The organism is Streptomyces sp. NPDC006207 (assembly GCF_040613835.1).
Classification (GTDB): Bacteria; Actinomycetota; Actinomycetes; order Streptomycetales; family Streptomycetaceae; genus Actinacidiphila.
On record NZ_JBEXSX010000085.1, the window covers coordinates 1 to 14,363 of the forward strand.

12 protein-coding genes are annotated in these 14,363 nt (G+C 73.2%); 8 read left to right on the top strand and 4 right to left on the bottom strand.

Annotated features, from left to right (window positions below; translation table 11 throughout):
- Positions 1-131: 131 nt before the first annotated feature.
- Both ABZ312_RS40455 and ABZ312_RS40460 read right to left on the bottom strand, forming a co-directional pair.
- Positions 132-1,097 (bottom strand): phosphotransferase family protein, encoded by a 966-nt coding sequence (locus tag ABZ312_RS40455; RefSeq protein ID WP_500328901.1) that lies wholly within the window; start codon positions 1,095-1,097, stop codon positions 132-134.
- A gap of 315 nt (positions 1,098-1,412) precedes the next feature.
- Positions 1,413-2,009 carry a TetR/AcrR family transcriptional regulator gene (locus ABZ312_RS40460; protein ID WP_500328900.1) on the bottom strand — a complete coding sequence of 199 codons (597 nt, stop codon included), beginning with the start codon at positions 2,007-2,009 and terminating at the stop codon, positions 1,413-1,415.
- 146 nt (positions 2,010-2,155) lie between these two features.
- On the opposite strand from ABZ312_RS40460, the gene ABZ312_RS40465 reads away from it, so the two are divergent.
- The 8 genes from ABZ312_RS40465 to ABZ312_RS40500 all read left to right on the top strand — a co-directional run bounded on the left by ABZ312_RS40465 (position 2,156) and on the right by ABZ312_RS40500 (position 10,436).
- The gene (locus ABZ312_RS40465; protein ID WP_500328899.1) at positions 2,156-3,415 is read left to right on the top strand and encodes a YbfB/YjiJ family MFS transporter; all 1,260 of its coding nucleotides are present in this window, start codon (positions 2,156-2,158) and stop codon (positions 3,413-3,415) included.
- A gap of 460 nt (positions 3,416-3,875) precedes the next feature.
- Positions 3,876-5,408, top strand: coding sequence for a sensor histidine kinase (locus ABZ312_RS40470; RefSeq protein WP_500328898.1), 1,533 nt, complete (start codon positions 3,876-3,878; stop codon positions 5,406-5,408).
- A complete protein-coding gene (locus ABZ312_RS40475; RefSeq protein WP_500328897.1) occupies positions 5,405-5,848 on the top strand; it encodes a roadblock/LC7 domain-containing protein in 444 nt (147 codons plus the stop codon). The genes ABZ312_RS40470 and ABZ312_RS40475 overlap by 4 nt, the downstream gene beginning before the upstream one ends.
- A complete protein-coding gene (locus tag ABZ312_RS40480) occupies positions 5,845-6,204 on the top strand; it encodes a DUF742 domain-containing protein (RefSeq protein ID WP_499509237.1) in 360 nt (119 codons plus the stop codon). Before ABZ312_RS40475 ends, ABZ312_RS40480 begins: the two co-directional genes overlap by 4 nt.
- The gene (locus ABZ312_RS40485) at positions 6,185-6,829 is read left to right on the top strand and encodes a GTP-binding protein (RefSeq protein ID WP_499509236.1); all 645 of its coding nucleotides are present in this window, start codon (positions 6,185-6,187) and stop codon (positions 6,827-6,829) included. The genes ABZ312_RS40480 and ABZ312_RS40485 overlap by 20 nt, the downstream gene beginning before the upstream one ends.
- On the top strand, positions 6,826-8,079 hold the full coding sequence (locus tag ABZ312_RS40490; protein WP_500328896.1) for a cytochrome P450: 1,254 nt from the start codon (positions 6,826-6,828) through the stop codon (positions 8,077-8,079). The genes ABZ312_RS40485 and ABZ312_RS40490 overlap by 4 nt, the downstream gene beginning before the upstream one ends.
- The gene (locus ABZ312_RS40495; protein ID WP_500328895.1) at positions 8,079-9,323 is read left to right on the top strand and encodes a cytochrome P450 family protein; all 1,245 of its coding nucleotides are present in this window, start codon (positions 8,079-8,081) and stop codon (positions 9,321-9,323) included. The genes ABZ312_RS40490 and ABZ312_RS40495 overlap by 1 nt, the downstream gene beginning before the upstream one ends.
- A 90-nt stretch (positions 9,324-9,413) precedes the next feature.
- The gene (locus ABZ312_RS40500; RefSeq protein ID WP_500328894.1) at positions 9,414-10,436 is read left to right on the top strand and encodes an LLM class flavin-dependent oxidoreductase; all 1,023 of its coding nucleotides are present in this window, start codon (positions 9,414-9,416) and stop codon (positions 10,434-10,436) included.
- A gap of 49 nt (positions 10,437-10,485) precedes the next feature.
- Here the strand turns inward: ABZ312_RS40500 and ABZ312_RS40505 are convergent, their stop codons facing one another.
- Positions 10,486-12,576, bottom strand: coding sequence for a PhoX family protein (locus ABZ312_RS40505; protein ID WP_500439863.1), 2,091 nt, complete (start codon positions 12,574-12,576; stop codon positions 10,486-10,488).
- An 845-nt stretch (positions 12,577-13,421) separates the two neighbouring features.
- Positions 13,422-14,360 carry a GNAT family N-acetyltransferase gene (locus ABZ312_RS40510; protein ID WP_500360126.1) on the bottom strand — a complete coding sequence of 313 codons (939 nt, stop codon included), beginning with the start codon at positions 14,358-14,360 and terminating at the stop codon, positions 13,422-13,424.
- Between the last annotated feature and the right edge of the window lie 3 nt (positions 14,361-14,363).

A 14,363-nucleotide genomic window follows, 5' to 3' on the forward strand; every position in this document is an offset into this window, starting at 1 on the left:
CACCTTCGCGCCCGCGGCTCGCCCTGCACCCTCGTGGTGATCACACCCGGGTGACAAGACGAAAACCGGGGGGAGTACGCGCAGTTGCACAGATGGGAACGGTGTCCGGCACCGGACGCCCGCCTGTTGGGTCAGGCGTCGCCGTAGCGGGCGAGCAGCGCCGCGACGTAGGTCTCCAGGCGCGTCGCGAGCGTCGCCGGGGTGAGGTCGGTGCGGCCGAGTTCGCGCCAGGGGACGGCGACCTTCTCGGCGTCGGGTGCGAAGGCGAGGGCGTCCAGGAGCCGCCAGTAGAGGTGGGCGCCGGGGGAGTCCGCCAGCCGGCCGCCCGCGGCGGTGTAGAGGTCGGCGAAGCGCAGTCCCGCAACGGGTCCGTGCAACAGCGCGAGTGCCGTGGCGCAGTGGGCCACGTCGAGGTCGGCGGGGCCCCAGGAGGTCTCGACCCAGTCGACGACGCCCGAGATGCGCAGGTGGCCGCCGTGCCCGGAGAACAGGACGTTGCCCGGGTGGAAGTCGCGGTGCAGGAACAGGCCTTCGTGGGCGGGCGGGTCGCGGCGTATGACGTCCACCGCGCGGGCCCACAGGTCCGGACGGCTCGTGGTCCCGGGCGGGCGGACGCGCTCGGGCGCCGTCCAGGGCTGGTAGGTGCGGGGCCGGTCCGTCTCGCCGACGTCGAGCCCGTGGATGCGGACGAGTTGACGGGCCAGCAGCCACGCCCGCGCCCCGGCGTCGGTGTCCGCCAGGCGTACCTCCCCCGGGAGGTGGGACATGAGCAGCGACGGATGGTCGCAGTGCTCCGCCGTCGCGTCGACGGCGTGGAACTCGGCGGCGGGGACGGCGGTCGGGCCGAGCAGCGCCAGGACCCGCGCCTCACGGGTGAGCAGGCCCTCCGCGTGGCGGAGGTAGAAGGGCTCCACGAAGGAACGCAGCACCAACTGGCGTCCGCCTCCCGGCCCCGTGACCCGCAGGCGGCGCATCTGCGAGGTCCAGCCGCCGCGGAGCGGCTCCGCGGACTCGAGGTGTTCCCCGTCGCGCAGGTGCCGCTGCACCCAGGTGCGCGTGTCCGTCCAGCCGGGCTCGTTCCCCTCCGCCGCGGTCATCCAATCTCCTTCGTGGAACTCTGCCCTTCAGCACGGGGAGGAATCGAACCCCTGAGGGGCGGGGCGGGGAAGGTTGGTTCGCCGCGACGGCGGACCGGTGTCCATCCCCAATTATGCAGCAGGTGCTCACTGGTTGATGCACCTGCTGGCCGTCGGACTGACGGTGTCAGCCTGTGGAGCCGGTGTAAGACCTCAACGGAGAAATCCGGGCGGGCAGCCGGCGACGAAGCAGGAAACCCTACAGCGCGAGCCGTAGGAATCCCCTCTCTCCAGGGAGCGGAGAAAGTCAACCGGGCACCCTACCGGGCCCGTTGATCAGGCGGTGGCCTGCTGCCGTGCGCCGAGCACCATCGTGATCAGGGACCTCGCGGTGGCCCGGAGCCGGTCCGCGTCCTGGTAGACGCGCTCGATGACGACGGTGCCGCGGGTCATGGTGACCAGGACCCGCGCGGCCTCGGTGGGAGGGACGGCGAGCAGGCCGGCCGCATCGCCGCGGGAGAGCCGTTCGGCCATGACGCCCTCGAGCCGGTCCAGCAGGTCGCGGATCGCGGCCCGGATGGGTTCGGCGTCCGCCTGGGTGTCGGTGGCGGTCTTGGTCGACAGGCAGCCGCGGGCGGGGGTGCCGTGGGTCATGGAGGCGATGGTGAAGTCGAAGAAGTCCTCCAGCGCCCGCCGGACGTCGGGCTGGTCCAGCGTGGCGGCGGCCTCGGCGACGAAGGCGTCGGCGTAGTCCTGAAAGACGCGCAGGAACAGCGTCTCCTTGTCGTGGTACGCGTGGTAGAGCGAGCCGCGCTGCACGCCCGTGGCGGTCGCCAGGTCCTGCATGGAGGTCGCTCCGTACCCCTGGTTCCAGAAGACGTCCAGGATCCGGCCCAGGGTGTGCTGCTCATCGAACTGACGCCGTCCAGCCATGCGCCCACGGTAATTCATCTTTGACGGCTCCGTCAAAGTTTGCAAGGCTGTCAAACATGACGGTGTTGTCAAAGATGGCCCGGACTGCTGACGGACCGGGCGCCGCCCGGATCCGTCGCGACCGGGCGGAAGGCGGAAGCGAGCAGATGACCACCACACCACCGGGACCCGCCGCATGGCGGGCCATAGCGGCGGGCGCGAGCGCCAGCTTCGTCGGCATCGGCCTCGCCCGGTTCGCCTACACGCCTCTGGTCCCCGAACTGATCAACGCCCACTGGTTCTCCCCGTCCGCGGTGGCGTACCTCGGCGCGGCCAACCTCGCCGGGTACCTGGCGGGCGCGCTGAGCGCCCGGTGGGTGGGGCGCCGGCTGGGCGACCGCCGGGCCCTGCGGTGGATGATGGCGCTCGCCACGCTCGCGCTGCTGGCCTGCAGTGTTCCCGTCTCGGTGCCGTGGTTCTTCCTCTGGCGCCTGGCCTCGGGGCTCGCCGGCGGCGTGATCATGGTGCGGGTGGCCGGTGCCGTGCTCCCGTACCTGAAGGGGGAGCGGCGCGGGCTGGCGGGCGGGGCGATCTTCGCGGGGCTCGGTGTCGGCATCGCCGCCACGGGGACCCTGGTGCCCCTGCTGCTGCACTTCGGACTGCGCGGGACCTGGGCGGGGCTGGCCGTCCTGTGCGCGATCCTCACCGTACTGAGCTGGAACGGCTGGCCGACGCCGGTCGCCGCCCCGTCGCCTTCCGCGGTCGCCGCAGCGCCGGTGCCGGTGCCGGGGGAGCGGAAGCCCGCCCGCTCGCCGCGGCTGCGGCTGCTGCTCGTGGAGTACGCCCTGATCTCGATGGGTCTCACCCCGGCCATGGCGTTCCTCGCCGACTTCGTCAGCCGGGGCCTGGGCCGCGGTTCCGCCGGCGGCTCCATGATCTGGATCCTGTACGGACTCGGCGCCCTCGTCGGCCCCACCCTCTACGGCCTCCTCGGCGACCGCCTCGGCTTCGCCAGGGCCCTGCTGCTGATCACCCTGGTGCAGACGGGGGCCCTCGCCGCGCTCGCCACGGCGCACGCCCTGCCCGAGATCGCGGTGCTGAGCGTGGTCATCGGTTCCTTCCCTCCCGGTGTCGTGCCCGTCGTGCTGGGCCGCGTCCACGAACTCGTACCGCGGCACCCCGAGGCGCAGTCGGCGGCATGGGGCAAGGCGACCGTCGCCGGAGCGCTGTCGCTGGCCCTCTCCGCCTACCTCTACTCCTACGTCTTCGCCCGGACCGGCCAGGACCACCGGACGCTGTTCCTCGTCGGCGCGGGAGCCCTGGTCCTGGCTCTGGTCGTCGCGATCGCCGCGCGGTTCGTCCGCGCGGACGTGCCGCTGGAGGCGGACGCGGAAGCCGTGCACCGTGCCGCCTCGGCCGCGGGCTGAGCCGGTCCGAGGATGAACGGCGTGGCGCGCTTGCGACATGTCGCACAGTGGACACGTCGTCAGGTTCCCGCCGCCCGCGGTCCGCGCCCGGCGGGCCCCGGGCCGCCGACCGCCGGGCGCGTGCCGTGGCCCCGACCCGTTCGGTAGGGCGAACGACGTGGTCAGCGGCACCGAGGAGCCGCGGCGGCGGTGGACGTGGCGGTGGCGGTGCCTGCGGGGAGCGGAGGCGCCGGTTCCCCCTCGCTCGGGCGCCGGCATGCCGCGGCAACCTCACATATCCTCACCAGCCAACAAATGTCATCGGAGCATTGATCAACACCACTGGCAACTCGCATATAGTGACCGCGAGTTCCCCGCGAACACGGAACCCGCCTGGGATTCGTGCCCGTGGTGGTGCCCGTTTTTGTTGGATTCCGCTTCGCCCATCCCATCCGTCCGTACGGCCCCGAGGTCCTGATCGATGACAGCGCAGACCGCGCTCCCGCGCCCGCGGACCGGGCGCCTGCGCATCCCGGCACGGCGGCGTGAGCAGCGTGCTCCGTTCGCGTACCTGGCGCGGGCCCTGGCGGTACCCCTGGTGGTCACCGTCCCGGTCGCCGTGTGGCTGGTGGTCGCCGCCCCCGGGTCGCTGCGTGCCCCCGCGGTGATCGGCGCGGCCGCCGGGATCCTGGCGCTGGCCTGCGCCGTGGCCGTGGCGGCGCAGGAGCGCTGGCGGGCCCGGCGCCTCGCCGGACAGCTCGACGCCCTGCGGGCCGAGGCGGAACGATTCGCCGACGAGCTGCTGCCGGCCGCCGTCGGCCGGATCGCCGCCGGTGAGACCGTGGACCGGGTGCTCACCGCGGTGCGCGAGCCACTGACCGGCCCGCAGCGCCGCATGCTGGCCCTGATCGCCGACCGGGTCGGCACGAGCGAGTCGCGCCGCGCCGCGGCGATGGCCGTCGGTGCCAACGCCGCGGGACGCATGCAGGCACTGGCCACCGGAATGCTGGCCGACCTGCGCCAGATGGAGCACCGCCACAGCGACCCCGCCGTACTGCACGACCTGCTGCACCTGGACCACCGCACCGCCCAGGCCGGCCGCCTCGCCGACAGCATCGCCGTGCTGACCGGGGCCCGTTCCGGACGCCGGTGGGCCAAGCCGATCCGGATGGAGTCGATCCTGCGCGGCGCGATGGGGCGTATCGCCGGCTACCAGCGGGTGCGGCTCCACTCCACCAGCGAGGTCGCCGTCGTCGGCCACGCCGCCGAGGGCGTGATGCACGCGCTGGCCGAACTCATGGACAACGCCGCCAACTTCTCCCCGCCCACCGCCGAAGTCCACGTGTACGTGGAGGAGGTGCCCGCGGGCGCGGTCATCACGGTCGAGGACAGCGGCCTGGTCATGGGCGAGGTCGCGCTGCGCCGGGCGCAGAGCGCCGTGGCGGCCGGGTCCGGGGACCTGACCGGCCTGTCCGGGACCAGGCTCGGACTGACGGTCGTCGGCCGGCTGGCCCGCAAGCACGGCCTGACGGTGTCCTTCCGGCCCTCGGCCCGCGGTGGCACTGGCGCGGTCATGATGATCCCGCAGGAGATGCTCACCGTCCCGCGTCCCGGCACGGACGCCGGCCCCGACGCCGAGCCCGTCCTGCCCCCGGAGGCCCCGGCCGCCGCCCCGTCCGTACCGGCCCCCGCCGAGACGTCCGACCGCGACGAGGAGGCCCGGCGCACGGCGCCGGAACTGGGCGAGAGCGGCCTGCCCAAGCGCCGCCGCGGCCAGACGCTGTCCTCCGCCGGCCACGACCGGCCCGCCGCACGGGCCGCTTCGAGCTCCGGCGGCCACGGCACGGCGGCCGAACGGGCCGCACGGTTCAGCACCTTCCGCAGCGCGGTGCACGGCACCACCCCCGCCGCCCCCGCACCCGCCCCCGACCATGCGTCACCCGCGACCGCGCCCCGCGCGGACCGCGACGAGCACAACGCGACGGCCCCATCCCCAGAAAGCGACGCGCGATGACCGCACCGGCCACCGGCCACACCAGTACGGACGAGCGGCTCAACTGGCTGCTGGAGAACCTGCTGGAGCGCACCCCGGGCGCCCGCCACGCCCTGGTCCTGTCCCGGGACGGGCTCAAGCTGTGCCGCACCCCCGAGCTCTCGGTGGACCAGGCGGACCAGCTCGCGGCCATCTCCGCCGGCATCCAGAGCCTGTCGCAGGGCGCGTCCATGGAGTTCGGCGACGGCAGCGGCGGCGTGCGGCAGGCCATGGCCGAGTTCTACGGCGGGATCCTGTTCATCGTCGAGGCCGGTGACGGCGCCCACCTCGCGGTCGTCGCCGACGACGACGCCGAGGTCGGCCTGATCGGCCACAACATGCACGAGCTGGTCGAGCAGCTCGGTGAGCACCTGAGCGCTCCCCCGCGCGAGGTGCCCGGTGAGGACGGCGACGGCGCATGACACCCCGCCCGGGCCGGGAGGAGGATCCGGACCGGCTGTACACCCTGACGTCGGGCCGCAGCCGGCCCGCGTCCGACGCGTTCGACCTGGTGACCCTGGTGGTCGCCGAGTGCGATCCGGTCCCGGGGATGCAGTCCGAGCACGCGGCGATCCTGCGGATCTGCCGCCGGCCCACCGCCGTCGTGGAGCTCGCCGCCGACCTGGGACTCCCGGTCGGCATCACCCAGGTGCTGCTGTGCGACCTGCTGGACACCGGCCGGATCAGCGCCCGGCACCCCCGTACCGCCCGGACGGCGGCTCAACTGCCGGACCCCGAGATCCTGGAGCAGGTGCTCGTTGGACTACGCAACCTCTGACCCCGGCCTCGTTCCCGGCCCGCCGGGGCCGCGGGCGCCGCTCGACGCGAGCGCCGACAACGGGCTGAAGATCGTCATCACCGGTGGGTTCGGCGTCGGGAAGACGACCATGGTCCGCTCGGTCAGCGAGATCCGTCCGCTGAACACCGAGGAGACGATGACCCAGGCCGGAGCCGGGGTCGACGACCTCGCCGGTGTGGGGGCGAAGACCTCCACCACCGTGGCCTTCGACTTCGGCCGGATCAGCGTCAACGCGCGCACCGTGCTCTACCTGTTCGGCGCGCCCGGGCAGGAACGGTTCTGGTTCCTGTGGGACCGGCTGTTCTCCGGCACGCTCGGCGCGGTGGTGCTGGTCGACACCCGCCGGCTGGACGACTCCTGGTACGCCATCGACCGCCTGGAGCACCACGGCACCCCGTTCGTGGTGGCCCGCAACGACTTCGGCGGGCCGAAGCACACCGAGGAACAGGTCCGCGACGCGCTGTCACTGGCGGACGGGGTGCCGCTGGTGGACTGCGACGCGCGGTCCCGGCAGTCCTCCAAGGACGTCCTCATCACCCTCGTCCAGCACCTGCAGACCCTGTCCGGCGCCCGCCCGCGCCCCCGGGAGAGGACCGCCCCGTGACCAGTCAGCCCTCCGCGGCCGCCGGCGCCTGCCCGTTCGCCGGGGCGGTGCCGTTCAGCGGTCCGCGCTTCCACGTCGAACCGGCCGCCCTGTACCGGGAGTTGCGCCGCGAGCACGGGGCCCTGGCCCCCGTGGAGCTCGACGGCGGCATACCGGCCTGGCTCGTGCTGGGCTACCGGGAACTGCTGCACGTCACCGGCGACCCGGTGCTCTTCAGCCGCGACTCGGACCTGTGGAACCAGTGGGACCGCATCCCCGACGACTGGCCGCTGCTGCCCATGATCGGGCGCAAGCAGCCGTCGATCCTCTACACCGTGGGCGAGCGGCACCGGCAGCGCGCCGCGATGATGGGCAACGCCATGGAGGCCATCGACGCGGTCGAACTGCGCCGTCACGCCGAGCGCTACGCCGACGGGCTGGTCGACACCTTCTGCGGCAGCGGCAGGGCGGACATCCTCGACGAGTTCGCGATGCTGCTCCCGGTCCGTGTGCTGGCCCGGCTTTACGGCTTCCCCGAGGAGCAGGGCCCCCGCCTGGTGAAGGCGGTCAAGGACCTGGTCGACGGCGGCGCGGACGCCATCGCCGGCCAGATGTACGTCTACTCCGCGATGACCGAGCTGCTCGAGGCGAAGAAGGAGCAGCCGGGCGCGGACGTGGTCTCGCGGATGCTCGCCGACCGGTACGACTTCTCCGACGAGGAGATCGTGCAGGACCTGATGGTGATGACCGTGGCCGGGCACCAGCCCACCGCGGACTGGATCGGCAACTCGCTGCGGCTGATGCTCACCGACGACCGCTTCGCCGCCTCGTTCACCGGTGGCCGGAACAGCGTCGGACAGGCCATGAACGAGGTCCTGTGGGAGGACACCCCCAGCCAGAACATCGCCGGGCGGTGGGCCAGCCGCGACACCCGGCTCGGCGGGCGCCAGATCGCCTCCGGCGACCTGCTCATCCTCGGCTTCGCCGCGGCCAACGCCGACCCGCAGGTGCACCTGGAGGCCGGGGCATCCACCAACGGCAACAACGCCTGGTTCTCCTTCGGCCACGGTGAGCACCGCTGCCCGTTCCCGGCGCAGGAGATCGCCGAGGCCATCGCCCGCACCGGCATCGAGGTGCTGCTGGACCGGCTGCCCGACCTCGAACTGGCGGTCGACCCCGCCGAACTGGTGCGCCGTCCGTCCCCGTGGCTGCGGGGCATGACCAAGCTCCCCGTGCGTTTCACACCCACCCCCGTGCTAGGAGAACTCTGATGGAATGCCCGGTCACCGGCCACCGCGCGGCCTCCCCGATCGTGCTGGACCCGCTGGTGGGCGACCTGGTCGCCGAGAGCGCCGCGCTGCGCGAGGAGGGCCCGCTGGCCGCGGTCGTCCTGCCCGGCGGGGTGCCGGTGTGGGCCGTGACGCACCATGCCGAGGCCCGCGCGCTGCTGACCGACCCGCGGCTGGTGAAGGACATCGCCCACTGGGACGCCTTCACCCGCGGTGAGATACCCGCCGACTGGGCGCTGATCGGCCTGGCCAACCCCGGCCGCTCGATGCTCACCGTGGACGGCGCCGACCACCGCCGGCTGCGCGCCCTGGTCGCCCAGGCGCTCACCCCCCGCCGCGTCGAGCAGATGCGGGCCCGCATCGAGGAGCTGACGGCCGGTCTCCTGGAGCGCGTCGAGGAGGCGGCACGTGAGGGCGAGGTGCTGGACCTGAAGGCCACCTTCGCCTACCCGCTGCCGATGTACGTCGTGCAGGAGCTGATGGGCATCGACGAGGCCCACCTGCCCCGCCTGAAGGTGCTGTTCGAGAAGTTCTTCTCCACCCAGACCCCGCCCGACGAGGTCATCGCCACCCTCGGCGAGCTCGCGACCCTGATGGCCAAGACCGTCGCCGACCGGCGCGCCGAGCCCGGCGACGACCTGACCAGCGCGCTCATCGCGGCCTCCGAGGACGGTGACCACCTCACCGACGCGGAGATCCAGAGCACCCTGCAGTTGATGATCGCCGCGGGCCACGAGACCACGATCTCCCTCATCGTGAACGCGGTCGTCAACCTGCTCACCCACCCCGACCAGCTCGCGCTGGTGCGGGAGGGCAAGGCGAGCTGGGAGTCGGTGGTGGAGGAGACGCTGCGCCACTCCACGCCCACCTCCCACGTGCTGATCCGCTTCGCCACCGAGGACGTCCCCGTCGGCGACAAGGTCATCGCCAAGGGCGAGGCGCTGATCGTCTCCTACGCGGCGATCGGCGGCGACGAGAAGCAGCACGGTCCGAGCGCCGGCGTCTTCGACATCACCCGCGAGCACCCCATCCGGCACATCGCCTTCGGCCACGGCCCGCACGTGTGCCCGGGCGCCGCGCTGTCCCGGCTGGAGGCCTCGGTGGCGCTGCCCGCCCTGTTCGAGCGCTTCCCCAAGCTCGACCTGGCGGTGCCGGCGACGGAGCTGCGGAACAAGCCCGTGGTCACCCAGAACGACCTGTACGAGCTGCCGGTCACCGTGAACTGACCTACCGTCGGTGTCCGGCACCGTCCCGCCCCGCTCGAGCCGGAGCGGGGCGGTGCCGGTCCCGCCCGACCCCGCGACGAGGAGGGCGCCGTGCCGTCGTACGGCAGGCCGCTGCGCAAACTGGGCTTCCTGACGATCGGGCTGTTCGACGAGGCCGACCCGCGGCGCGGGCACGAGGCGACGCTCGAGATGATCCAGTTGGGCGAGCGACTGGGCTTCGACAGTGCGTGGGTGCGCCACCGCCACCTGCAGTTCGGCATCTCCTCGCCCGTGGCCGTCCTCGCCGCCGCCTCGCAGCGCACCAGCCGCATCGAACTCGGCACGGCCGTCATCCCGCTGGGATGGGAGAACCCGCTGCGACTGGCCGAGGACCTGGCGACGGTGGACCTGCTGTCCGGCGGCCGCCTCAACCCGGGCGTCAGCGTCGGCCCGCCGATGCACTTCGACGAGGTCCGCGGCGCCCTCTACCCGGACACCGCGGGCCACGAGGACTTCTCCTACACCCGGGTGGAACGCCTGCTGGGCTTCGTCCGGGGCGAGCCGGCCACCGCCTTCAGCGGCACCGAGGGCTTCGAGGTCTTCTCCGACCGCGTCCAGCCGCACTCCCCGGGGCTCGGCGACCGCATGTGGTACGGCGGAGGGAGCCTGCGCTCGGCGCGGTGGGCCGGGGAGCACGGGATGAACTTCCTGACGAGCAGCGTGGTCAAGGCGGAGGAGTCCGAGGACTTCGCGGCGATCCAGCTGTCCCACGTCCGTGCCTTCCGTGCCGCACACCCCGACGGCGAACGGGCCCGGGTCTCGCAGGGACTGGTCGTCGTCCCCACCGACAGCGCCTCGGCCGGCCAGCGCGAGAAGTACCGGGAGTACGCCCGCCGGCGGCTGCCGCGCACCGCCGGCCCGCAGGGCCCCGGGCGGCTGCTGTTCGCCCCCGACCTGGTCGGCACCTCCGAGGAGATCGCGGAGCGGCTCTCCGCGCACGCGGCCTTCCGCGAGGTCGACGAGGTCGCCTTCGCGCTGCCGTTCGCCTTCGAGCCCGAGGACTACGTGCAGATCCTCACCGACATCGCCACCCGGCTCGGACCGGCCCTCGGCCGTCCGGCCCCGGCCGCCTGACGGCCGCCGTGGAGCGGCCCCGCCCGGCACGCCGGGCGGGGCCGTGGCGTCACACGCCGATGTCGCGGCCGTCCTTGCGCCACACCACGACGACGGAGGGGCGGGGGATCCGCTTGCCGCCGTCCGGCCAGCGCGAGGACGGGTTCTCGTACGTGGAGCCGTCGGTCTCGCCGGGGTGCTGCACCGCGACCAGGACGCGCTGGTCCTGGACGATCGGGCCGCAGGTCTCGGCGCCCTTGGGCACGCTCAGGAACTGCCGGACCTGACCGCGCTTGTCACCCCTGACCGCGACGCCGAAGAGGGCGTCGTGGGTGCCGAGGGTGCCGGGCGCGCCGTCGGTGGAGATCCACAGGTTGCCGTGCGGGTCGAAGGCCACGTTGTCCGGGCACGAGATCGGGCTGACGTCGTCCTTCGGGAAGCCCGCGAAGTAGGTGGCGGGGTCCGAGGGGTCTCCGGCGACCAGGAACAGCCGCCACGCGAAGCGGTCGGCGGCAGGGTCGTCGAAGAACTCGGCCAGCTCCAGCACGTGCCCGTGCTTGTTGTTGCTCCGCGGGTTGGCCTCGTCGGGGCCGGCGGAGCCGGCCTTGCCGCGGTTGGTGTTGTTGGTCAGCGCCACGTAGACGCGACCGGTGCGCGGGCTGGGCTCGACGTCCTCGGGGCGGTCCATCTTCGTGGCACCGGCCTTGTCCGCCGCCATCCGGGTGAAGAGGTAGACCTCCTCGGCGGTCATGCCCTCCACGAAGGAGGTGGTGCCGCTCGCCAGCCTGATCCACTCGCCCGAGCCGTCGAACTCGCCGTCCGAGGGCAGCTTCCCGCTGCCGTCGAACTCCGCGGCAGGGCTGTCGCCGGTGAGCCTGGCGACGTAGAGCGTGCCCTCGTCGAGCAGCGACAGGTTGTGCTCGCGGACGGCCCGGCCGCTGCCGTGCCGCATCGCCTTGCTCGCCACGAACTTGTACATGTAGTCAAAGCGCTCGTCGTCGCCCATGTAGACGACGGGGCGGCCGTCATCGGTGAGCCGGGGCTGCGCGGCCTCGTGCTTGAAGCGGCCGAGCGCGGTGTGCTTGCGCGGCGTCGAGTCCGGGTCGAAGGGGTCGAGCTCCACGATCCAGCCGAAGCGGTTGACCTCGTTGGGCTCCTTCGCCAGGTCGAAGCGGTCGTCGAACCGCTCCCACTTGCGCTCGCTGGCCGCGCCGGCGACGCCGTAGCGCTTCAGCCGCTCCGCGGTGACCGGGTCGGTGACCGAGGCCGCGTTGCCGAAGTACTGGTTGAAGTTCTCCTCGCCCGAGAGCACGGTGCCCCACGGGGTGGTGCCGCCGGCGCAGTTGTTGAGGGTGCCGAGGACCTTGGTGCCGGTGGGGTCGGCCTTGGTGCGCAGCAGGGGGCTGCCCGCGGCGGGGCCGGTCAGCCGGAAGGCCGTCTTGGTGTGGACCCGCCGGTTCATGCCGTGCCGGTTCACCGGGTACAGGCGGCCGGAGTGCCGGTCCTCCTCGACCACGACCACGCTGAGGCCGTGCGCGGCCCATGCGATCTCGACCTGCTCGCGGGTGGGGTCGGCCGCGTCGTAGCCCGGGAACATGAGGATCTCGTCGGTGTACTCGTGGTTGGCGACGAGTACCTGACGGCCGCGCTCACCGGGCAGGTCGAACAGGTGCAGGAAGTCGTTGTTGTAGCCGAACTGGCCGGCCTGCGCCGCGGCGGTCTGCCGCGCCTGGTCGAACGCGGGGGCGCCGCGCAGGATGGGGTCGCCCCAGCGGATCACGACGCTCTGCGCGTAGCCCTCGGGGACGACGAGGGCGTCCACGGTGTTCGGCTCGACGGGCCGGAAGCGCAGGCCCTTGGCGGCGTCGGGGTCGACGGTGCCGCCGTGACCGCCGTGCTTCGGTTCGGGGGCGGCGACGGCCACGTCGGTGCCGGACGTGACGGCCATGCCTCCTGCGGCGGCGGCCAGGGTGACCACGGCACCGGTCCGCAGCATGGTGCGGCGGGAGAGGGCGTCGGCGACGACGTCGCCGAGGTAGGCGTTGCCGCTGGTGTTCGGGGCCTCGTGGGCGCAGGCGTCACCGCACTTGAACCGGCAGGTGAGGGCGGACCTGCCACCGTCGTGGCGGGGGAGGAGCGGAAGAAGTCTGTGCGGCCGCACAGTGCCTCCAAGTCTATGTTCCGGTATAGCGAATCCCATGGGACGGTAAAGAGCCCTGTTCTCGCGGGGGTGGCCGGAACGTGAACCTCGGATGAACCGGTGCGCGCGGCCGGGGTGCCGCCGCGCGGTTGACACCGCACGGAGGCCGCGGGCATGGCCGTGGCCACGCCTGTCCTCGTGGCTCCCGACGGCACGGCGCTTGCTTGCGCGGCGACCAGGCCTGCCCATGGTCTGCCTGCCGGGGGGAGGGTGTGTGGGGCTCCGCCAGCTACCGCTGCGACCGCCTCGTCGACGACTTCGAGGCGCTGCGCGCCCACCGCGGCCTCCGTTGGTCTCGCCGTCGGTACGGACGTTCGGCCGGCCACGGTCCGGCTCCGGCAGGGCGAGCCTTGGTACGACGCGGGCTACACGGCCTTGGAGGAGGTCGTCGCGGGGCGCGGGGGAGGACGGCCGCAGGGAGGCCGTCGCGCCCTTCCCCCACGGGCGTTGGGACGGGACCGCGCGGGCGCTGGAGGCCGGAGGCGCCGAGGAGAGGAGCGACGCAGCCGCGGCCGTCTTCCGCTCGGGGGACGCCTGGGAACCGGAGCGCACGCGTACGGCGCTCGCCCGCGTCGCGGGACCGGTGCTCGTACTGGCGGGGGAGTGCGACGTGCACGCACCACCGCCCGCGATGGCCGAGGTGGCGGAGCTGTTCCCGTACACCGCGCCGGGCGTTCAGCCGGGCGCCGGGCACTTCCCGTGGCGGGGCGAGCGGGAGCGGTCGGTACCCGGCCGGCTCGGACAGCCCGGAGCGGAGGGCGAGTCCACCGGGCGGGATCCGTTCCCGCCCGCCCCGCCCGCCACGCTCACGCCCGAGCGGCAGCAGGCAGCGTCACTTCCCAGGTGTCCACCGCGAAGTGCAGGCCCATGCCGTGCGCGGTGTACAGGCGCAGGGCCCCCGTGGTGTTGTCGGTGTCCACGCCCAGGCCGAGGGTGTCGCGGCCGCGGGCGGCGTAGACCCCGAAGGCGTGGCGCAGCAGGTGGCCGGCGATGCCCCGGCCCCGCGCCTCCTTGCGCACCCCGAGGCTGCGGATCCACGCCATGGCCGCGCGGTCGTCACGGGTCAGTGCCACGCCGACGTCCCCCGCGCCCTCCAGCGAGGCGATCCACACCAGGGACCAGTCGATGCCAGAGCCGAGGTCGTCCAGCCACTGCGGGTAGGTGCGCCGCTGGTGGTCGAAGTGTTCCGCGAAGGTCTCCTGAAGGAGTTCGTGTGCGCGGCGTCGGTCGACCTCCTCCGTGCAGTCGCGCAGCGTCAGCCCGGGCGGCGGCTCGGGGACGGTGTCCGCGGCGGCGGACAGCGGGCGGGTCAGCACGTGGTAGCGCCGTACGGCCTTCCAGCCGCGCCGCGTCAGACGGGACGTGTCCATGGTGGGCGCGGTGTTCAGGGCGAGATGGACGACGGCCCGGGCCACGCCGTTCTCCGCGGCGCGCCCGGCGGCCCGGTTCTGCAGGAGGTCCAGCAGCCGCTCCCCGGCCTCCTGGTGCGCGGGCAGGACGTAGTGGTCGACGTCGATGCGTTCGGCACCGGAGTCGTCCCACAGGAGCCCGAACGCGACGGGCGCGCCGTCCTCGAAGACCAGCCAGGAGTTGCGTTCCAGGTCGGCCTCGGGGTGGACCAGTGACGACTCGACGGTCCCCAGGTCGGTCTCGGGCTGCCCGAGCTCCACGACGTCGACGGCGTTGAGCAACTCGCAGATGACGGAGGCATCCTCGGGGACGGCGGGGCGCACGGTGAGGGGCATGCC

Bases quoted from the DNA above. Each gene is read 5' to 3' on its own strand.
- ABZ312_RS40510 (WP_500360126.1), bottom strand. From the start codon at position 14,360: ATGCCCCTCACCGTGCGCCCCGCCGTCCCCGAGGATGCCTCCGTCATC.
- ABZ312_RS40460 (WP_500328900.1), bottom strand. From the start codon at position 2,009: ATGGCTGGACGGCGTCAGTTCGATGAGCAGCACACCCTGGGCCGGATC.
- ABZ312_RS40465 (WP_500328899.1), top strand. From the start codon at position 2,156: ATGACCACCACACCACCGGGACCCGCCGCATGGCGGGCCATAGCGGCG.
- ABZ312_RS40455 (WP_500328901.1), bottom strand. From the start codon at position 1,097: ATGACCGCGGCGGAGGGGAACGAGCCCGGCTGGACGGACACGCGCACC.
- ABZ312_RS40470 (WP_500328898.1), top strand. From the start codon at position 3,876: ATGACAGCGCAGACCGCGCTCCCGCGCCCGCGGACCGGGCGCCTGCGC.
- ABZ312_RS40475 (WP_500328897.1), top strand. From the start codon at position 5,405: ATGACCGCACCGGCCACCGGCCACACCAGTACGGACGAGCGGCTCAAC.
- ABZ312_RS40495 (WP_500328895.1), top strand. From the start codon at position 8,079: ATGGAATGCCCGGTCACCGGCCACCGCGCGGCCTCCCCGATCGTGCTG.
- ABZ312_RS40480 (WP_499509237.1), top strand. From the start codon at position 5,845: ATGACACCCCGCCCGGGCCGGGAGGAGGATCCGGACCGGCTGTACACC.